Annotated in this window: 11 protein-coding genes and 2 pseudogenes; 6 read left to right on the top strand and 7 right to left on the bottom strand. The window is 73.1% G+C overall.

Going from position 1 to position 19270, the window contains the following annotated elements; translation table 11 throughout:
* The first annotated feature begins 24 nt into the window (after positions 1–24).
* Positions 25–795: a TetR/AcrR family transcriptional regulator gene (locus ACFVFR_RS11635; protein WP_383699936.1), complete on the top strand. Its 771-nt coding sequence runs from the start codon at positions 25–27 to the stop codon at positions 793–795.
* A 135-nt stretch (positions 796–930) separates the two neighbouring features.
* Here ACFVFR_RS11635 and ACFVFR_RS11630 read toward each other — a convergent pair whose 3' ends face one another.
* The 4 genes and pseudogenes from ACFVFR_RS11630 to ACFVFR_RS11615 all read right to left on the bottom strand — a co-directional run bounded on the left by ACFVFR_RS11630 (position 931) and on the right by ACFVFR_RS11615 (position 7573).
* The gene (locus tag ACFVFR_RS11630) at positions 931–2709 is read right to left on the bottom strand and encodes a PKD domain-containing protein (RefSeq protein ID WP_383700003.1); all 1779 of its coding nucleotides are present in this window, start codon (positions 2707–2709) and stop codon (positions 931–933) included.
* A pseudogene (locus ACFVFR_RS11625) lies at positions 2630–2839 on the bottom strand (hypothetical protein); the annotation flags it as partial. The pseudogene ACFVFR_RS11625 and the gene ACFVFR_RS11630, both read right to left, overlap by 80 nt.
* Positions 2823–3353, bottom strand: a pseudogene (locus ACFVFR_RS11620) (hypothetical protein); the annotation flags it as partial. The pseudogenes ACFVFR_RS11625 and ACFVFR_RS11620, both read right to left, overlap by 17 nt.
* A gap of 821 nt (positions 3354–4174) precedes the next feature.
* Positions 4175–7573 carry an AAA family ATPase gene (locus ACFVFR_RS11615; protein WP_383699934.1) on the bottom strand — a complete coding sequence of 1133 codons (3399 nt, stop codon included), beginning with the start codon at positions 7571–7573 and terminating at the stop codon, positions 4175–4177.
* A 556-nt stretch (positions 7574–8129) separates the two neighbouring features.
* On the opposite strand from ACFVFR_RS11615, the gene ACFVFR_RS11610 reads away from it, so the two are divergent.
* Positions 8130–9551, top strand: coding sequence for a PKD domain-containing protein (locus tag ACFVFR_RS11610; RefSeq protein ID WP_383699932.1), 1422 nt, complete (start codon positions 8130–8132; stop codon positions 9549–9551).
* Between the two features lie 171 nt (positions 9552–9722).
* Here the strand turns inward: ACFVFR_RS11610 and ACFVFR_RS11605 are convergent, their stop codons facing one another.
* Together ACFVFR_RS11605 and ACFVFR_RS11600 are read right to left on the bottom strand one after the other, a co-directional pair.
* The gene (locus ACFVFR_RS11605; RefSeq protein WP_383699930.1) at positions 9723–11921 is read right to left on the bottom strand and encodes a pyridoxal phosphate-dependent decarboxylase family protein; all 2199 of its coding nucleotides are present in this window, start codon (positions 11919–11921) and stop codon (positions 9723–9725) included.
* Positions 11922–11987: 66 nt separating this feature from the next.
* Positions 11988–13463: a M20/M25/M40 family metallo-hydrolase gene (locus tag ACFVFR_RS11600; RefSeq protein ID WP_383700001.1), complete on the bottom strand. Its 1476-nt coding sequence runs from the start codon at positions 13461–13463 to the stop codon at positions 11988–11990.
* Positions 13464–13825: 362 nt separating this feature from the next.
* Between ACFVFR_RS11600 and ACFVFR_RS11595 the strand changes: the two genes are divergently transcribed.
* Positions 13826–14590, top strand: coding sequence for a pyridoxamine 5'-phosphate oxidase family protein (locus tag ACFVFR_RS11595; RefSeq protein WP_383699928.1), 765 nt, complete (start codon positions 13826–13828; stop codon positions 14588–14590).
* Positions 14591–14707: 117 nt separating this feature from the next.
* Here ACFVFR_RS11595 and ACFVFR_RS11590 read toward each other — a convergent pair whose 3' ends face one another.
* Positions 14708–15640, bottom strand: a complete 933-nt coding sequence (locus ACFVFR_RS11590; RefSeq protein WP_383699926.1) for a LysR family transcriptional regulator — start codon at positions 15638–15640, stop codon at positions 14708–14710.
* Positions 15641–15724: 84 nt separating this feature from the next.
* Between ACFVFR_RS11590 and ACFVFR_RS11585 the strand changes: the two genes are divergently transcribed.
* Genes ACFVFR_RS11585 through ACFVFR_RS11575 form a run of 3 tightly spaced genes read left to right on the top strand, consistent with a single transcriptional unit; the run spans position 15725 to position 19216 of the window.
* Positions 15725–16429, top strand: coding sequence for a succinate dehydrogenase cytochrome b subunit (locus tag ACFVFR_RS11585; protein ID WP_383699924.1), 705 nt, complete (start codon positions 15725–15727; stop codon positions 16427–16429).
* A 1-nt stretch (position 16430) separates the two neighbouring features.
* Complete coding sequence (locus ACFVFR_RS11580; protein ID WP_383699922.1) at positions 16431–18461, top strand: fumarate reductase/succinate dehydrogenase flavoprotein subunit; 2031 nt, start codon at positions 16431–16433, stop codon at positions 18459–18461.
* Complete coding sequence (locus ACFVFR_RS11575) at positions 18458–19216, top strand: succinate dehydrogenase/fumarate reductase iron-sulfur subunit (protein WP_383699920.1); 759 nt, start codon at positions 18458–18460, stop codon at positions 19214–19216. The genes ACFVFR_RS11580 and ACFVFR_RS11575 overlap by 4 nt, the downstream gene beginning before the upstream one ends.
* Positions 19217–19270: the final 54 nt, after the last annotated feature.

Raw genomic sequence — 19270 nt, 5'->3', positions numbered from 1 at the left:
ACACCCGCCCCGTGGGAGAGGTCCATGCCGCCCGCAGATCGCACCGGCCGCCCCAACCGCACGACTGACCTGAGCGCCGTCGCAGACCTCCTGTGGCGCGCCGATCCCGACCCCACCGAGGCGTCCCGCCCCCGGCTCAGCGTCGAGCTGATCGTGGGGACGGCCGTCGCCCTCGCCGACGCCGAGGGACTGGACGCGCTGTCGATGCACCGCGTCGCCTCCGAGCTGGGCTGTACCGCGATGGCGCTCTACCGGCACGTCCCGAGCAAGAACCAGCTCCTCGCGGCCATGACCGACGCCGCCACCGGCAGCCCACCGACACCGCCCACGACCACGGCATGGCGCCCCGAGGTCGAGGGGTGGGTGGACGCGCTGTGGGGCCGCTACCTCCGCCACCCCTGGATGCCACGGACACCCACGCTCGGCCCACCGGTCGGACCGAACGAACTTGCCTGGTTCGAGGCGCTGTTGAGTCCGCTCCACCGCTCCGGCCTGGACCGCGCGGACCTCGTTCCGCTCGCCACGTTCATCTCCAGCGCGGTACGCGACCTGGCGAGGGTGTCCGTCGCACCCGACCCCGCCGGCGCCGCCGCGTACGGCCAGGTCCTGGCCGAGCGGCTGGACCCGGAGCGGTTCCCCACCCTGTGCTCGCTCGTGGGCGGAAGCGGACTCGACGAGGCGGAGGACGGCGACGTCACGCCGATCGTCCACCACGGCATGCGGCGTCTGCTCGACGGCATCGAGGCCCGCGCCCGCCCGTCTTCCACACCGGGCGGGGAGGAACGTCGTGGATGACATCCGTGTACGACAGGTTCGCCCGACCGCCTGACGGGCGGCCCGGGCGCGCCGGGCGGACAGACGCGCCCCGTGGCGGGTCGGCGGACTCCGCCCGGGGCGCGCTGTGGGTCGTTGTGTGCGTGCGGGGGTGGGTCAGCCGTTCATGCAGAAGGCTCGGCCGCCCATGTCCCAGCACTGGACCTTGCGGGTGGCGGTGCCGGTGTTGCCGGCCCGGTCGGTGACCGTCAGCTCGGCCGTGTAGGTCCTGGCACCAGCCGGGTAGGAGTGCTTGGCCGTGAGCCCGGTACCGGTCTTGCCGTCACCGAACTTCCACGCGTACGAGGCGATGTCACCGTCCTTGTCCGAGGACTGCCTCGCGTCGAAGTCACACACCTCGTACCAACACGAGACCGAGAACCCCGCCACCGGCGGCACCCCCACCGGCGCCCCCACCGACACCCGCCTGGACACCGAGCCCGACTTCCCACTGTTGTCCGTGACGGTGAGCTTGACCTCGTACGCACCCGCCTTGGCGTACGTGTGCGAGGGCTTCACACCCTCACCCGACGTGCCGTCACCGAAGTCCCAGGCGTACGAGGCGATCGAACCGTCGGAGTCCCGGGAAGCCGAACCGTCGAAGGCACACGAGAGGTCCACCTCCGAGCACGACGCCGCGAAGTCGGCCGTGGGCTTGCCCGGGTCCACGGGTGCGCCCAGCTTGTTCACGTCGAGGAACTTGTTGGGCGAGCCGCTGCCCGGGTTGGTGACGGCGCCTTCGCGGGCGGCGGCGACCACCGCTTCGGTGGCCTGGGTGGCGCCGGCGGTGGGGTTGGTCTCCAGGTAGAGGGCGAGGGCGCCGGCGGCGTGCGGGGACGCCATGGAGGTGCCGCCCATGGTGGCGCTGCCGGTGTCCGAGCTGTGGCTGGCCGAGGTGATGTTGCCGCCGGGCGCGAACAGGTCCAGGCAGCGGCCGTAGTTGGAGAAGCTGGAGCGGCTGCCGTTGCTGTCGGTGGAGCCGACGGACAGGGCCTCGGGGGTGTCGCCGGGTGAGGTGCCACAGGCGTCCGCGCTGGAGTTGCCCGCCGCGACCGCCGCCGGGAACCCGGCCCGCACGGCCCGCTTGGTCGCGTCCCGCATGCCCTGCGGGTCGGCGCCCGCGCCGCCGGAGGTGAGGCTCATGTTGATGACGCCGGGCTTCTTGCCGTTCTTGATGACCCAGTCGATGCCCTCGATGGTGGCCGAGTCGGGCCCGTTGCCCGAGCAGTCGAGCACCCGCACGGCGACCACCTTGGCCTGCTTGGCCACGCCGTACCCCTTGCCGGCGATGGTGCCGCTGACGTGCGTACCGTGGCCGCTGCAGTCGGCCGCGTCGGCGTCGTTGTCGATGAAGTCGTACCCGGAACTGGCCCGGCCGCCGAAGGTCTGGTGCGAGAAGCGGGCGCCGGTGTCGATGACGTACGCGGTCACACCCGCCCCGGTGCCCGGGTAGGTGTACGTCTTGTCCTGCTTGCCGTCGACGGCGTCCAGGCCCCAGGACGGCGGGTTGGGCTGGCTGCCGCCCTCGGTCGCGCGCACCATCAGCGACTGCTGGACGTACGCCACCGCCGGGTCCGCCGCCAGCCGGCCCGCCTGGGCCGGGGTGAGCCTGGCGGAGAAGCCGCGCAGCGCGGCGCTGTAGATCCGCTCGGCGGTGCCGCCGTACCGGTCGGTGAGCTGGTCCGCCTCGGCCTCGACACGGGCCTCGGCCGTGGCGGAGAGCGACGTCGCGCCCTTGAGGGCGACGATGTACTGACCGTCGATGGCGTCCGGCGCGCCGGCGTTGATGACCCGGCCCTGGGCGTGCGTGCCGCCCTCACCCGGGGCGGCGTGGACGGGAGCGCCGGCCATGGCCAGCGCGGCGGCGGCGGCGAGGCCCGTACAACTCGCCGTCACCCAGCGGTAGGTCCTTCTCGCGGTTCGCATCTCGTGTGCCTGTGCCTCTCCGTCGTGATGGTGCGGTGGATGGGTGGGTTGGTGGGTTGGTGGGTTGGTGGGTTGGTGGGTCGGTCGGTTGGTTGGTGGGTGGGTGGGTCGGTTGGCCGGTTGGTTGGTTGGTTGGTGACTCGGAGGGGGTGTGGGAGCGCCGTACGGGGCGTGTCGTGGGGGCGCGCCCGTGTGGCGGGTGCGGGTTGGTGGGGTGGGGGGCCGACTGGCTGTGCCGGAGGCCCGGTGGTGGTGGTGCTGGCTTGCCGGGGGCGCGGGCCGGTAGGTGGGTGGGGCCGCGCCCGGTGGGTTGGTGGGTGGGGTGCCGCTTGCCTCAGGGGTGCCGGGTGTGCGACGAAGGCCCTGAAGCGTGAGGTGAGGTGGGTTGTCGCTGCCTGCCTCGGGGGTGCCGCTGCCTGGCGGGGTTGCCGCTGGTCGGCGGGGGTTGGCCTGTCGGTGGCGGCGCCTGCTGGGGTGGCGGGTGCGCGGTGGTGGTGGCTGGTCGCGGCGGGCGCCGCCGGTCCGACGGGTGGTACGCCGGCTCGCTCGTGGCGGGGGGGATGGGCCTGCCGGGTGGGGTGGGCTCGACGGAGGTGCGGCCGGCGGGGCGGCACGGCCGGCCGGCGCGTGGCTCGCGGTGGGGAGCGGCGTGTACGGGACGGAGCGGGCCGCCGATGTGGGACGGGGCGGCCCACGGGATGGGCGGGCGCGCTCCGGTCGGGCCGGCCGCTGGTGCGGGGAGTGCGGCGCGGCGTCTGGGTGGCGTGCGGAGGATCGGGCCGGGACGGCCCGGCGTCGACCCGGCCGACCGACCGGAAGGCGGGGCTGTCTGGGACGGGAGGCTGTGACCGACCGGTCGGAGGAACGGGCCGTCCGGTCGGACGGCTGGGCCCTCGCGTCCCGGCGCCCGGCCTACCGGGTCGCTGCGCTCGTGAACTCCGCTGCCGGGGCGCGGAGTTCGTCCGGACCACCGGGGCGGGTGGGTGGCATCTCTGCTCCTTCTGTGGGGGACAGCGCCCGGCCCGGTGTGCGGAGGGGCCGGGCGCTGGGGTCAGGCGCCGGCGTGGGGGGTTGACGGGAGAAGCGCGACGCCGCGTGACGCGCCTACTTTCCTGGTGCGTGGACCCGCGAACAATCCGTGACGGGGTAGGTAGTCCCACGTATCCCACCCTCCCGCGCGGCCGGGCACGCCCACCCCCACACAGCGACTCCCCGGCGACCGCCCCCGCCCCTCCCCCACGGCGACGCCCCCACCGCCCCGCGCACCGGCACGTCCGCGCACCAGCGCCACCCCGTCACAACCCCCACCTCCCCGCCCGCCAGCGCCCCCGCGCGGCAGGGCCCCCGCCCGCCAGCGCCTCCGCCCGCCAGCGCCCCCGCGCGGCAGCGCCTCCGCCCGCCAGCGCCTCCGCGCGGCAGCGCGCCCCCCCTGGGTTCAGCTCTCCGGCGGGGCTTCGGTGGCGACCTCGGCTCGGGAGGTGAGGTTCAGTTTGCGGAGCACCTTCGCCACGTGCTGCTCCACCGTGCGGGGGGACAGGAACAGCACGTCGGCGATCTCCCGGTTCGTGTGGCCGAGTGCGACGAGGCGGGCCACTTCCCGTTCGCGGGGGGAGAGTTGGTCGCCGTAGCCGCGCCGGCCGCGCCGCGACGGGGTGCTGACACCGTTGCCACGCAGGACCCGGCGGCAGCGGGCCGCGTCCCGGGTGGCGCCCAGCGCGGCGAACCGCTCGGCCAGGTCGGCCAGTTCCGCCGCCACCCGGGCCCCGGCGGCCGGCGGCGTACCGTCGTCGCCCGGGTCGTCGGCGCCCCTACCGGCCGGGCCACCCACGGCGGGCGGGGCCGCCGTACCGGGCACGCCGCCACCCGTATGCGTCTCGCCCGGTGGCGGCACGGGTGTCGGCGCCGGGCCGAGGCGGCAGCGCAGGGCCGCCTCGGCCGCGCGGGCCGCCGAGTAGGGGCGGGGCAGCGCGGCGTACCGGGCGCTCGCCGCCTCGAACGCGGCGACCGCCGCCGCCCGGTGGCCCCGCGCGTACGCCACCGTCCCCCGGCAGGCGTGCAGCGCGGCGTCGGCCAGCGGCGCGTCGCGGCCGGCGATGCCGGCGGCGTACTCGGTGACCAGGGCGTCCGCCTCATTCGTCCGGCCGGCGCGGACGAGCGCGGCCACCGCCATCGGCATCAGATCCGCGCCCCAGACCCAGATGCCCTTGCGGCGCACCCGGGCCACGGCCCGTTCCGCCTCCGCGCGGCCGGCCTCCAGTTCGCCCCGGGCGACCCGGATCCGGATCATCGCGCCGGAGGCGGCGGCCAGGACGGGGGCCGGGGCGTTGGCCGGGTCGCCGAGCGCGGCGGCGTCCAGTTCCTCGGTGGCCTCGTCCCACTCGCCGCGCGCCACGGCGAGCAGCCCGAGCACCAGGTGCGCGTCGGCGGAGATGCCGGAGACGCCCTCCACCATGTCGAGCAGGCGGCGGGCGCGGTCGGCCAGCCCCTGCCACGCGCCCAGGCTCCACTCCAGGCGCAACAGGGTGCCGTCGATGATCCCCTGGAGCCACGGCGAGCCGCACTCGGCGGCGAGCCGGTGCCCCTGGTGACGGAACCGCTGGGCCGGCGCGTAGTGCCCGAGCCAGGTCGTGGCCTCGGCCAGGTTGCCGGCCAGCCGGGCGACCTGGAGGCGCTCGGCGTGCGTGTGCCCGGCGGCCAGCAGTTCGGCGGCCGGGGCCCAGGCGGCGGGGTCGCCGGCCGACATGCGCAGGGTGACGTGGTTACCGCGCACGGCCAGCCGCAGGGCCGGGTCCGGCTGGCCGGCGGCGAGTTCCTCGGCCCGGTCGATCCACCGCTGGTACACCGCGTACGGGTGGTCTCCCCAACTCGCCAACGCGAGCGCGGCCATGCCCCGGGCGGCGAGCGCGGGCTGCGCGCCGAGTTCCCCGACGGCGATCTCGGTGTCGATCCGGCCCTGTTCGTACTCGCCGGCCTGGTTGTTGAGCAGCAGGGCCAGGTTGAGCCGGATCTCGCCGCGTACGGCGTCGGGGAGGTCGCCGTCGCGCACGATGCGGCGCAGCAGGCCGGCCGCCCTGCGGTAGGCGAGGCCGATCACCGCGGCGCGGCTGAGCTGGGTGGCGAGGCGGGCCCGGTCGGCGGCGCGCAGGCGCGGGTCGGAGAGCAGGCCCTCCAGGATCTCCACGGCCACGGCGGTGTCGCCGAGTTCGCGGGCCGCGTCGGCCGCTGCCTCGCCGTGCCGTAACCAGGCGGCGAGTTCGCCGGCCCGCCGCGCGTGGTAGGCGAGTTGGACCAGGGGTGGTGGTTCGGCGGCGGCGAGTTGGGCCATCGCGCGGCGGTGCAGCCGACGCCGGTCGACACCCGACAGGAAGGCGTAGACGGCCTGTTGGGCGAGCGGGTGGCGAAAGCCGTAGCGGTCGTCGCCGACGTCGTAGAGCACGCCCGCCGCCAGCGCCTCCCTGATCCCGTCCTCCGCGTCGGCCCCACGGCCCGCCCCGCCCCCACCGGTCGGGCCGCCCGCGCCGTCGGGCGGGCCGGTCACCGCCGTCTCCGCGCCCCGCCCGGGGCCGGCCTCGGGCCCACCGAGGTACGACGCGATCCCGCCGTCACCCGCCGCCAACTCGCCGACGTGCCGGGGAAACACGGCGACCCGTGGCCGGTGCTCGGCGAGGTCCGGCGCGATCTCCCCGCACGCGAGGCGCCCGGCCCCGCCCCGCCCGGCGGCGGGCACGCGACCGTGGTCGGCGGGCTCGTCCGACGCGTCGGAGCCGGAGCCGGGCGGCACGCCGGCACCGGTGCCGGGCGGCGTCGCTCGTACGGCCCGGGGCCCGGTCGGCGGGCCGGGGCGAGCGGCCTCGGGGGCCGGGAGACCCGGCTCGCCGCGCGCGACGGCGGCGATCAGGTCCTCGGCGGCGGGGATGCGCAGCACCGCCGCCGCCCGCACCACGGCCACCGCGCGCGGCGAGAGGGCCGCCATCCGGTCCGCCATGGCCTCGCGCAGCAGTGTGGGCACCTCCATCGCGTCCAGGCTCTCGCGCCCCGGGTGCCAGTCCGCCGGGAAACCGCTGCCCACCAGCCCGCGCACGACCTCCTCCAGGACGAAGGGGATGCCCGCCGTGCGTTCGTGCAGCGCGGCGGCGAGCGGGGCGGGGACGGTGGCGCCGCCGGTGATGGCCGAGGTGAGGTCGCGTACGGCCGAGAGGTCCAGCGGGCGCAGCGGGACGAGGACGGAGGTGGTGCCGGGCGGGTGCCGGTAGGCGCGGCCCAGCGGCAGCCCGGCGCCCGGCAGGTCCTCGCGGCGGTAGCTGAGCACCGTGGACATACCGGGCGGCGGGTCGTCCACCAGGAAGCGGACCAGGTCGCGGGTGCCGTCGTCGGCCCAGTGCAGGTCCTCCACGACCACGACGACCTGGCCCAGCGAGGCCAGCAGCGCGCGCACGGCGCGAAACAGCCGGTGCTGGCGGGCCCGGTGGTCCTGGAGGGGTTCCAGGGCGGGCGGCAGGGCGTCGGCCAGCTCGGGCAGATAGGGCCGCAGCGCGCCGCACACCGGGCCGAGCCCCCTGGGCAGGCGGCCTTCGAGCTGCCGCAGCAGGTCGAAGAGCGGGCCGTACGGGAAGGGCTCGCGCAGCGGGTGGCAGGTGCCCAGCAGGACGCGCCGGCCCCGCAGGGGCGGCTGGGCCAGCGTCTCGCGGATCAGCCGGGTCTTTCCGATCCCGGCCTCCCCCTCGACGAGGGCGACCGAGGGCGGGTGGGTCAGCGCGTCGAGCAGCGTGCGGAGCTCGCCGGTGCGCCCGACGAGGACCGGGGCTCCGAGGCGGCGTAGGACGGAACTGGTCATGAGGGGACTCCGTGCCCGAGGGAAGGCCGTGGCCGGGTGGCCGCCCGGTGCGGACCCGCCACGCCCGGCCCGGTCGACCGACCGGCCCGACCCGCCGCCGTCGCCCGGACGCTCAGCCGTCCGCCGGCCGCCGTCGACCCGCCCTCGCGTACGGCACGCCCCTCACCGGTCGGTCACCGCGGTGACGTGAAGCTACGTTCCACGGGCCGCCGGGGCAAGGGACCGCGCACCACGACCAGCGGCGCACCCCACATCCACCCCGCACGGTCCAGACCAAGCCCCCTGGCCGGCCCCGCCGACGCCCGGCCCGTCCCCGCCGAGCCCCGGCCACCCGCACCACGCCCCGGTCCGCCACCCCGCCGACGCGCGGTGTGGGCCCGCCGCCGCGCGCGGATGCGTACGCCTACGGATCGAATCGCGGATTGTTCCGCTCGGCCGCCGCCCCTACGGTCACCCCATCTCCCAGCCTGTCATGCACTCGACGAACCCTGCCGTGCGTGTCGTTCGGACGGGGGCCGCCCGCCCGACGGCGGGCTCCTACCTGGAAAGGGAAGGCATGAAAGGAACCAGGCGGTTGGCCACGGCGGCCAGCCTCGCGGTGGCGGCTCTCGCGTTCACGCCCCTGTTCGCCGGGGGCGCGCGGGCGGCGCAGGAGGGGCCCGTCCAGCGCTCCCAGGCCGTCAACCCGACCGACACCGCGCCAGCGCCCAGCGGGCCGCAGAGCAGGATCATCGGCGGCGAGAGCACCACGGTCGCCGCGTACCCGTACCTGATCGCCGCGCTCCGCGAGGGCGGGCCCCGGCCGATGGGCCAGACGTGCACGGGCTCGGTCATCGGCCCGAAGACCATCCTGATCGCCGCGCACTGCAAGGACGGCGAGGGAGCCAAGTCCTTCTACTACGGCGCCGACGACCTCAACAAGCCCGACGGCGGCGTCAGGATCGACGTCGCCTCCTACACCCAGCACCCCAAGTACGAGCCCCCGAACGGCTGGCAGACCGGCTACGACGTGGCCGTCGTCCAGACGAAGCAGACCATCCCCGTCAAGGGCGGGCAGTACGCGAAGTTCGCCACCTCGGCCGACAGCGACCTGTCCAAGCCGGGCAGGACCGGCACCGCCATCGGCTACGGTCGCACCCGCGACGGCGAGAACCAGTACGCCCAGCTCAAGAAGGCCGACCTGCCCGTCGTGGACGGGCGCAACACCTGCGGCTCCTTCGGCGGCTTCAACGACGCGTACATGGTGTGCGCGGGGTACGCGGACGGCCACGACGGCATCTGCCAGGGCGACAGCGGCGGCCCGCTGGTCGTGGACGGCGTCGTCGTCGGCGTCGCCTCCTGGGTCAAGACCGGCTGCGGCAGCTACGGCGCCTGGGGCCGACTCACCGGCGTGATGGGCGACTGGGTCAAGACCCAGCTTCCCAGCGTCGAACCCGGCGCCCCCACCGCGGAGTTCACCGCCTCGTGCTCGGAGGCCGACCTCTCGTGCGCGTTCGACGCGTCGGCGTCCCGGGACACGGACGGCTCGATCGCCGGTTACGTGTGGGACTTCGGCGACGGCACGGCCGCCAAGGGCGTGAAGCCCTCCCACACGTACAGCAAGGCCGGCACCTACGAGGTGAAGCTGACAGTCACCGATGACAGTGGGAAGTCGGGCTCGGTGTCCAGGCGGGTGTCGGTGGGGGCGCCGGTGGGGGTGCCGCCGGTGGCGGGGTTCTCGGTCTCGTGTTGGTACGAGGTGTGTGACTTCGACGCGAGGCAGTCCTCGGACAAGGACGGTGACATCGCCTCGTACGCGTGGAAGTTCGGTGACGGCAAGACCGGTACCGGGCTCACGGCCAAGCACTCCTACCCGGCTGGTGCCAGGACCTACACGGCCGAGCTGACGGTCACCGACCGGGCCGGCAACACCGGCACCGCCACCCGCGCGATCCAGTGCTGGGACATGGGCGGCCGAGCCTTCTGCATGAACGGCTGACCCACCCCCGCACGCACACAACGACCCACAGCGCGCCCCCACTCAGCGCGTACGGCGCGCCGCGTGCGGGACTCCTGGCCGGAGTTCCGCACGCGGCGCGCGCCCGCTGTCGCCACCTCACGCTCGCGCGAGAGCGCCGGCCACCGTGGCGGTGGCCGTCCGGCCGGGTCTCTAGGGCAGCGCGTCCCGTACGGCCTTGTCCAGGTGCTTGATGATCTCCGGGGTGAAGTCACCGTCCGCCGTGTCGCTCATCCACGGGTCCATGGTGGTGGAGATGAGGAAGGAGACGTCGGGGAGGTCCGCGACGTCCGTGTCGATGTCGGGGACGCTCAGGCCCAGCCGGTGCGCGAAGCTGGCCACGAACTCCGGTCCGTACATCGACGGGGTCAGGCTGGAGAACATCAGGACCAGCTCGGGTGGTGGGGACGGCTTCGCGCTCGCGGCCGTGGCGGGGTTGACGCTGAGGGCCTGGTAGACGCGGGCGTTGAACTCGTTGGCCGCGCGCACGTCCGTGTTCAGCACGCCGTCCACGTAGAAGTTGAACGCGTAGCCGATGATGACCTGGTCGGCGCCGAGTGTCCGGAACAGGTCCATGGCCGCCGGGTCCGCGACCAGTTCGGCGTTGGTCCTGGTGACGATCTTCTCGTACATCGTCTCCAGTTGCGCGGCGACGTCGCCGTGGTCCTTCTCGGCGGGCAGCCACTGGACGGGCACCACCTTGTACCGGGGCACACCCGCGGCGTCCTTGTTGTGCAGGTTCATGGTCGTGATGCCGGCGTAGAGCCGTTTGCTGTTGAACAGGCACTGGCCGAGGATGCGGCCGTAGCCGTCCTGGTCGGGGCGGATGACCTTGTGGCTGAGGTAGACGCCCGCGGCGGAGGCGCCGGGTTTCGACCCCTCGATGGCGTACGGCCCGGTGCTCGGGTCCTGGTCGCTGTGGACGAGGTAGCGCAGCGAGAAGGTGACCATCTCCCGCTGTCTGAGGTTGCGGTAGCACAGGGCGCCCGCCGGGTAGGGCAGGAAGCCGGCCTTGTGCGGGTCGACGGTGATCGAGTCGGTGCGGGGCAGGGCCCGGTACTGCTCGTTGACGTAGTCGCTCATCACCAGCGAGGGCGTGGTCACGGCCCGTACCACGGGATCGGTGGGGGCCTCGCGGTGCCCGGGGCGGGGTCGCAGGAGGGCCGCGAAGTAGCCGCCCCAGGCGGCGTCGACGTGCACGGGGTAGAACACGCCCTTGTGTCGGGCGTACTTGTCCCGCAGGTCCAGGATGCCGACCAGCGGGTCGACGGCGCTCAGTTCCGTGCTGCCGAGGACCGCGATGTCCATGATGACCGGGCGCCTCTCGGTCCGGCACCGGGCCAGGATCTCCTCCCGGTGGGAGAGTACGGCGTGCGCGTCCCGGTCCACCCGCACGGCGAGCAGGTTGTCCTGGCCGATGCCGAGCACGGAGGCGGCCTTGGGCCACGAGTAGTGCATCGTCCCCGGGGCGAGGATCGCCGGCGGGCCGAGGGGCTGTTCCAGCAGCTCGCGCTGGAAGCGGTCGAAGCCCAGTTGCTGCACCGTGTAGTCGTTGATCTTCGCGATGGCCTCGTCCGGGACGCCCATGTCGGCGATGACTTTGGGCAGGGACAGGACCTCGTCCATCGGCAGGTTGACCAGGGCCCAGTCGGTCAGGTCCAGGAGTCGGTGCTGCTGGCCCGCGCCGTCGGTCACCGGGACGTCCCGTGCCTTGGCCAGCCCGCTCTCGTTCTCGACGGCCCGCGCCAGGGCCACCGGGTAGTACTTCAGGTTGCGGGCCGCCCACATCGCTTCGAGGTTGGCGACCGTTCCGTCGCAGGTGATGTGCCCCCAGGAGGTCTTCCTGTCGTAGCCGAGCAGCGCGCACAGGTCCTCGCACACCTCCCGTTCCAGGATGGTGGTGACCGGCGAGGCCTCGGCGGCGACGTTGTTCTGGTTGTAGAGCATCCCGGCGAAGTAGCCGGCCATGCCGGGCAGCGTCAGGTCCCACAGCATGTGGCCCTGGTGGCGGTAGCTGAACTGGGGGACGGACCCGGTGAGCCGGCTGAGCAGTTCGCCCAGGTCGGCCTTCATCCGCTTGACGGCCTGGTCGTAGGCGTCGGTCTGCTTCATCTCCTCGGTGACGTAGACCGGGTCGTGCGGGTAGACGGTGTCCCGGTCCGCGAGGTGGGACCGCAGGGCCTCCAGGACCAGCTCCTGGAAGACCGCGCCGTTCTCACCCCGTGGCCCGAGGAACCACGCGGCGAGTTCGGTGGTGCCCTCCGCCTTCTTCAGGTCGTACTCGGGCCGAAGCTGTTCGAACGCCTCGGCGTAGTCGGGAGGCAGGTCGTGGACCTGGTGCTGCTGGGGCATCGCTTCTCTTTCGGGGAGGTGGGGGGAGGTGCCAGTGGGTGGTCCGCCGCGCCGGGCGGGCGGGGCTCAGGAGGTCGCGGCGCCGGTCAGCGCCTGCTCGCCGGCGCCCCAGGCGCCGTCCTTGCTCCTGGCGAGCGCCACCAGGAGCAGGACCTGCGCGAAGGTCATGGAGTGGAGCTCGTCCAGGCTCACGCTCTCGTGGTCGCCGTGGATGTTGCAGGTCGGCTCCTCGCACCCCCACAACAGGATGGCGGCCTTCGGCTCGATGGCCTGGAGCGTGTTGGTCAGCGGGATGGACGCCCCCTGGCCGGCGAGCTCGACCTCCTTGCCGGCGTACGCCGTCCGCAGGGCAGTCCTCGCCGCCTCGAAGCCCGGCCCGGCGTCCGCCGAGGCGACGAATCCGGGGGCGCCGGAGACGTAGCTGACCTTGACGTCGGCCCGCCAGGTGTTGACGTCGGGGCGCAGGAGGTACGCCTCCAGGTGGCCGTAGGCGGCCTTGGGGTCCTCGTCGGGCGGCAGGCGCACGCCCAGTCGGGCGCGTACCGCCGGCTGGAGGATGTTGCGGGACTTCCTGACCGGCGGCAGGGGCCTGGGGTCCGGCGGCGGGCTGCCCTGGGTGACCTCCTCCAGTCCGACGACGTTGATCGACGGCTTGCTGTACAGCCGTGAGCCCAGCGAGCCGGTGCCGGCCAGCGGGACGCCCGCCCGGACCTTGGCGGCCTCACGGAACTCCGCCGTGTCCGGCTGGTGCCCCGTCCACACCGACTCCTTCAGCCCCGGGACGGCGACGTTGCCCTCCTCGTCGTGGAGCTTGGCCAGCATGTGGGTGAGGGCCATGAAGGCGTCCGGGGCGGGACCGCCGTACATGCCGTTGTGCACCTCCCCGTCGAGGGTGCTGACCGTCACGTCCGCCATCACGAACCCGCGCAGCGACGTGGTCAGGGTCGGCTTGCCGAGCGCGACGTTGCCGGCGTCGGCGAGGGAGACGACGTCCGCCCGGAACAGGTCCGGGTTCGCGGTCATGTACCCGGGCAGCGTCTCCGTGCCCTGCTCCTCCTCCCCCTCCAGCACCAGCTTGAGGTTCACGCGCAGGTCCGGGTGGTTCTGGAGGTAGCGACAGGTGACGAGGTGCAGGATGATGCCCGACTTGTCGTCGGCGGCCCCCCGGCCGGTCATCCGCCCGTCGACGGGCCGCGGGTCGAACGCCCCGGCCCAGTCGGCGCCCACCACGTCGTAGTGCGCGTACAGCAGCACGGTGGGGGCGTGCGGGTCGCCGCAGGACCGGGTGGCGTAGACGATCGGCGCCGGCACGTCCGGCTGTTGGCCGTTCGGCGACCCGGGGGGCGGGTTGATGATCCGCACCTCCATCCCGGCGGCGCCCAACAGGTCGGCGCATGTCGTGGCGGCCTGCTTGACGTTGTCCAGGTTGTCCTGGTGGTACACCGAGTCGATGCGGACCAGGGTCTGGAGGTCCTTCTCCGCCTGGGGTCGGAGCGTGGTCAGTTCCTTCTCGATGTCCGCCGGGGTCGGGGCGGCGTGCACGGTGTCCAATTCCGTCTCCTGTGGGTGGTGGCGGTCACGCCCGTGCGCCGGCGGCGGGCACGGGGGCGCCCGGCGCGCGAGCGGTCCGGCGAACGGGGGGTGGAGGGAGGGTCAGCGGTACGTCGTCGGCCGGCCGCACCGCCGTGGGCGTCGGGCCCACGGGCCAGGTGCGCGCACCTGGCCCGAGCCGTCCGAACCGCCATGCGCCCGGTCGACGCACGACGCATCCGGATGAACGCCTGGAGTGTCCGTGAAACACGCACCGCCAAGGCTCGCTACGGTCCTTGCGGCTGCCATTCCGATGGGCCCGCCAGCGAAAGTGGACCAGAAACCGGAACGGAAAGAAAGGACAGCGAGACGCCATGTCGGACGAATATCCCCTCGTCGACGGAAAGAACACGCAGAGAATCTCGGCGGACCGCATCAGCCGCGAACGCAAGGACGTCCACGAGGTCCTGAACGAAGGCTTTGTGTGTACCGTCGCGTACCAGTACCAGAGCCAGAGCGGGAACGTCCACGAGAGCTACCCGGTCGCGACCCCGATGCTGTACGGGTTCACGGACGAGAAGGTGTACCTGCACACCGCGGCGGGGGTCGTCCCCCACGTTCCGGCCGCCCGGCTGTACGCGCTGGCCACGGACAAGCAGCATCCGAACGGGCTGCCGGTCTGCCTCACCGTGTCCCTGGTCGACGCCCTGCTCCCGGCGACCACGCCACTCCACCACGGCATCAGCTACCGCTCGGTCATGATCTACGGGAGCCTCAAGCCGGTCACCGACGCGTCCGTGGGAGGCGAAAAGGAAACGGCGCTCAGAATCCTCCTGGATCACGTCATCCCCGGTCGCTCCAAGGAATTCACCGCCGACGACTTTCGCCATACGGACGACTTCTTCAAGAACCCCATGGACGCGGTCGGAGTACTGCGCCTGGATCTCAACGCCAGCGACAGCGCGGTCTGCGCCAAGCTCACCAGAAAAGCCGATTACCCGCCGAAGGACCCCGGCGACACCACAAAGCACTGGTCAGGAATCGTGCCGGTCACACAGACCTACGGCTCCCCCAAGCCGGACGCGAAGAACCAGGTCTCGCCACCACCGGACTACCTCACCCACTACCAACGGCCCTGAGCACGCCCGCGCGCACCTCGGCCCACCCGTACCGGGCCGCGCCGCCCGGCCCCCACCCCCACCTCCGGCCCTCGCGCCGCCCGCCCCGGGGGCCCGGCCCTCCGGCCCCCGGGCCCCTCACCCGCCGCCGCGCCCCGCCAGCATCGCCGCGTCGCCCAGGTCGGCGGTGCGCAGGTACTCCAGGAGGACGCGGCGCAGTTCGCGGGCGGCGCGGGGTGGGGCCACGTCCTTGCGGTGGGCGACGGCGACGGTGCGGGTCATGCCGGTGCCGGCGAAGGGGGTGATCCGCAGACCGGAGCGGGCGGCGACCATGCCGGGGACGACGGCGACGCCCAGGCCCGCGCGCACGAAGCCGAGCACCGCGTCCATCTCGCCGCCCTCCACCGTCAGGGTGGGTTCGAAGCCGGCGGCGCGGCAGGCGGCCATGGTGAACTCGCGCAGGTCGTAGCCGCGCCGGAACATGGCCAGCGGCTTGCCGCGCAGGTCGCCGACCCGTATCCGGGGCCGGGCGCCGGCCGGCGGCAGCGAGAGCGGCGAGGAGACCACCACCAGTTCCTCGTGCAGCAGCTCGGTGGTGGCCAGCGCCGGCCCCTGGCTGGGCTGCGGGCTGATGATCAGCGCGAGGTCCAGTTCGCCCGCGCCGAGCGTGCGCACCAGGTCCTGCGAGCCGTCCTCGTCCACGAGCAGGTCCACGCCGGGGAACTCGTCGTGGAAGCGGCGCAGCACGTCGGGCACCAGGCTGGCGCACAGGCTGGGCGGCGCGCCCAGGCGCACCCGGCCCCGGCGTAGCTGGGCCACCTCCTGCACCTCGCGGCGGGCGGTCTCCGCGTCGGCGAGGATCTGCCGGGCCAGGGGGAGGAGCGCGGCGCCGGCGTCCGTGAGGGTGATGTTGCCCCGGGCCCGGTAGAAGAGGTCGGCGCCCAGCTCCCGCTCCAGGGCGCGAATCTGTTGCGAGAGGGACGGCTGGGCCACGTGCAGCGCTTCGGCGGCTCGCGTGAAGTGCCGGAGGTCGGCGACCGCCGCGAAATAGCGAAGCTGTTGTAGCTGCATGCTCGGATGATAGTCAGACCCTATGCAAACGAGCTCTTTCATGTCTTGGACTGATGGCACGGGGTGTCTCTAGCGTCGGGTGTCATGGCACTGGCGACTCGGACGCCCCGTCCCCCCTCCCTCATCGGCTCCGTATGGCGATCGACCGTCGGCAAGAAGACGATCATGGCCGTCTCGGGCCTGATCATGCTCGGCTACCTGGTCTCGCACCTCGCGGGCAACCTCAAGGTCTTCTTCGGTGCCGACGACTTCAACGGCTACGCGCACTGGCTGCGCACCATCGGTGAACCGATCCTGCACCACGGCTGGTTCCTGTGGATCGTGCGCCCGGTGCTGCTGGCCGCCGTGATCCTGCACGGCGTCACCGCGTACCAGCTCAGCCGCCGCGACATCGCCGCGCGCCCCCAGAAGTACGCGCACCAGCGCAAGGAACAGAGCTACGCCACCCGCACCATGCGGTGGGGCGGGATCATCCTGACCCTGTTCATCGTCTGGCACATCCTCGACCTGACGACGCTGACCGTGAACGAGCGGGCCGAGGAGGGGCACCCGTACGAGAACCTCGTGGCCTCCTTCAGCACCTGGTACGGCAACACGATCTACATCACCGCCATGGTCGCCGTCGGGCTGCACGTGCGGCACGGGCTGTGGAGTGCCGCGCAGACCCTCGGGGTGGCCAGCGTCCGCCGCACCCGAGCTCTGAAGATCCTCTCGAACGGTCTGGCGCTGGTGATGACCTGCGGATTCATCTCCATCCCGGTGAGCGTGATGCTCGGATTGGTGGACTGACATGGCTGACACGACCCCGGACACGCCGGCCGCCGAGGCCACGGCCGCGTCCGGCACCGCCTCCGCCACCGACGGCAGCGCCCCCGGCGCCGACTACACGGCGTACGGCGTGGGCGTCCCGCTGGTGGACACCAAGGCGCCGAAGGGACCGATCGAGGAGCGGTGGAAGACCCGCCGCTTCGAGGCCAAGCTGGTCAACCCGGCCAACCGGCGCAAGTACACCGTCATCGTGGTCGGCACCGGCCTGGCCGGCGGCGCGGCGGGTGCGACGCTGGCCGAACAGGGCTACCACGTCGTGCAGTTCTGCTACCAGGACTCGCCGCGCCGCGCCCACTCGATCGCCGCGCAGGGCGGGATCAACGCGGCGAAGAACTACCGCAACGACGGCGACTCGGTGCGCCGGCTCTTCTACGACACCGTCAAGGGCGGCGACTTCCGCGCCCGCGAGTCCAACGTGCACCGGCTCGCCGAGGTCTCGGTGGAGATCATCGACCAGTGCGTGGCGCAGGGCGTGCCCTTCGCCCGCGAGTACGGCGGACTGCTCGACACCCGCTCCTTCGGCGGCGTGCAGGTCTCGCGCACCTTCTACGCCCGTGGCCAGACGGGCCAGCAGTTGCTGCTGGGCGCCTACCAGGCACTCTCGAAGGAGATCGCGGCCGGTCACGTCGAGATGCACCCGCGCACCGAGATGCTGGACCTGATCGTCATCGACGGCCGGGCCCGGGGCATCGTGGCCCGCGACCTGATCACCGGCAAGGTCTCCACGTACCTGGCGGACGCGGTGGTGCTGGCCTCCGGCGGGTACGGCAACGTCTTCTACCTGTCGACCAACGCCAAGAACTCCAACGCCACCGCGATCTGGCGGGCCCACCGGCGGGGCGCGTACTTCGCCAACCCGTGCTTCACGCAGATCCACCCGACCTGCATCCCGCGCTCGGGCGACCACCAGTCGAAGCTGACGCTGATGAGCGAGTCGCTGCGCAACGACGGGCGGATCTGGGTGCCCAAGGCACAGGGCGACACGCGGCCACCGGCACAGATCCCCGAGGACGAGCGGGACTACTACCTGGAGCGCATCTACCCGGCGTTCGGCAACCTGGTCCCCCGCGACATCGCCTCGCGCGCCGCGAAGAACGTGTGCGACGAGGGGCGCGGCGTGGGCCCCGGCGGCCAGGGCGTCTACCTGGACTTCGCCGACGCCATCGCGCGGATGGGCCGCAAGGCGGTGGAGGAGAAGTACGGCAACCTCTTCGAGATGTACGAGCGGATCACCGCGGAGAACCCGTACGAGGTGCCGATGCGCATCTACCCGGCCATCCACTACACGATGGGCGGCCTGTGGGTGGACTACGACCTGCAGACCACCGTGCCGGGCCTGTTCGCGGTCGGCGAGGCCAACTTCTCCGACCACGGCGCCAACCGGCTCGGCGCCTCCGCGCTGATGCAGGGCCTGGCCGACGGCTACTTCGTCCTGCCGGCCACCATCAACGACTACCTGGCCCGCCACCCGCACGACGAGGTGGACCAGGACCACCCGGCCGTGCACGAGGCGGTCACCTCGGTCACCGACCGGCTGTACGCGCTGCTGTCCAACAACGGTGACCGCACCCCCGACTCCTTCCACCGCGAGCTCGGCGAGCTGCTGTGGGACGAGTGCGGCATGGCCCGCACCGAGACCGGGCTGCGCAAGGCGCTGGAGCGCATCCCCTCGCTGCGCGAGGAGTTCTGGCGCCGCATCAAGGTGCCCGGCAGCGGCGAGGACCTGAACCAGTCACTGGAGAAGGCCAACCGCATCGCGGACTACCTGGAGCTGGCCGAGCTGATGTGCCTGGACGCCCTGCACCGCAAGGAGTCCTGCGGCGGTCACTTCCGCGAGGAGAGCCAGACCGAGGGCGGCGAGGCCAAGCGGCTCGACGAGTCGTACACCTACGCCGCCGCCTGGGAGTTCACCGGCAGCGGCAGCGCCCCGGTACTGCACCGCGAGGCTCTGGAATTCGAGTACGTCCACCCCACCCAGCGGAGTTACGCATGAGGCTCACCCTGCGCATCTGGCGCCAGCAAGGCCCCGCCGAGCAGGGCGCCATGACCACCTACGAGGTGGACGGCATCAGCGAGGACATGTCGTTCCTCGAAATGCTCGACCACCTCAACGAGGAGCTGATCCTCGGCGGCGACGAGCCGGTGGCCTTCGACCACGACTGTCGCGAGGGCATCTGCGGCGCGTGCGGCATGGTCATCAACGGCCAGGCGCACGGCCCCGAGCGCACCACCACCTGCCAGTTGCACATGCGGCACTTCGCCGACGGCGACACGATCGACATCGAGCCCTGGCGGGCCTCGGCGTTCCCGGTCGTCAAGGACCTGGTGGTGGACCGTTCGGCGTTCGACCGGATCATCGGCTCCGGCGGCTTCATCTCGGCCCCGACCGGCAGCGCGCCCGACGCGCACGCCACGCCGGTGCCCAAGGCCGCCGCCGACCTGGCCTTCGAGAACGCCGAGTGCATCGGCTGCGGCGCGTGCGTGGCGGCCTGCCCGAACGGCTCGGCGATGCTGTTCACCTCGGCGAAGGTCGTCCACCTCAACGTGTTGCCGCAGGGCGCCCCCGAGCGCGAGAGCCGCGTCCTGGACATGATCGACACGATGGACGCCCAGGGCTTCGGCGGCTGCACCAACACCGGCGAGTGCGCCACGGCCTGCCCCAAGGGCATCCCGCTGCCCTCGATCGCCGCGATGAACCGCGAGTACCTGCGGGCCACGCTCAAGGGCGGCAAGCGCCGTACGGGCTGACCGCCCGCACCGGCACCCCTGCCGCTGCCACGGTGCTCCCCCCTTGGCGGGGCG

It is taken from the genome of Streptomyces sp. NPDC057702 (assembly GCF_042799315.1).
Classification (GTDB): domain Bacteria; phylum Actinomycetota; class Actinomycetes; order Streptomycetales; family Streptomycetaceae; genus Streptomyces.
The sequence above is the reverse complement of the archived record's forward strand: the minus strand, read 5'-3'. Positions and strand labels throughout refer to the sequence as shown.

Bases quoted from the DNA above. Each gene is read 5' to 3' on its own strand.
- ACFVFR_RS11580 (WP_383699922.1), top strand. From the start codon at position 16,431: ATGGCTGACACGACCCCGGACACGCCGGCCGCCGAGGCCACGGCCGCG.
- ACFVFR_RS11590 (WP_383699926.1), bottom strand. From the start codon at position 15,640: ATGCAGCTACAACAGCTTCGCTATTTCGCGGCGGTCGCCGACCTCCGG.
- ACFVFR_RS11610 (WP_383699932.1), top strand. From the start codon at position 8,130: ATGAAAGGAACCAGGCGGTTGGCCACGGCGGCCAGCCTCGCGGTGGCG.
- ACFVFR_RS11605 (WP_383699930.1), bottom strand. From the start codon at position 11,921: ATGCCCCAGCAGCACCAGGTCCACGACCTGCCTCCCGACTACGCCGAG.
- ACFVFR_RS11585 (WP_383699924.1), top strand. From the start codon at position 15,725: ATGGCACTGGCGACTCGGACGCCCCGTCCCCCCTCCCTCATCGGCTCC.
- ACFVFR_RS11595 (WP_383699928.1), top strand. From the start codon at position 13,826: ATGTCGGACGAATATCCCCTCGTCGACGGAAAGAACACGCAGAGAATC.
- ACFVFR_RS11575 (WP_383699920.1), top strand. From the start codon at position 18,458: ATGAGGCTCACCCTGCGCATCTGGCGCCAGCAAGGCCCCGCCGAGCAG.
- ACFVFR_RS11635 (WP_383699936.1), top strand. From the start codon at position 25: ATGCCGCCCGCAGATCGCACCGGCCGCCCCAACCGCACGACTGACCTG.
- ACFVFR_RS11615 (WP_383699934.1), bottom strand. From the start codon at position 7,573: ATGACCAGTTCCGTCCTACGCCGCCTCGGAGCCCCGGTCCTCGTCGGG.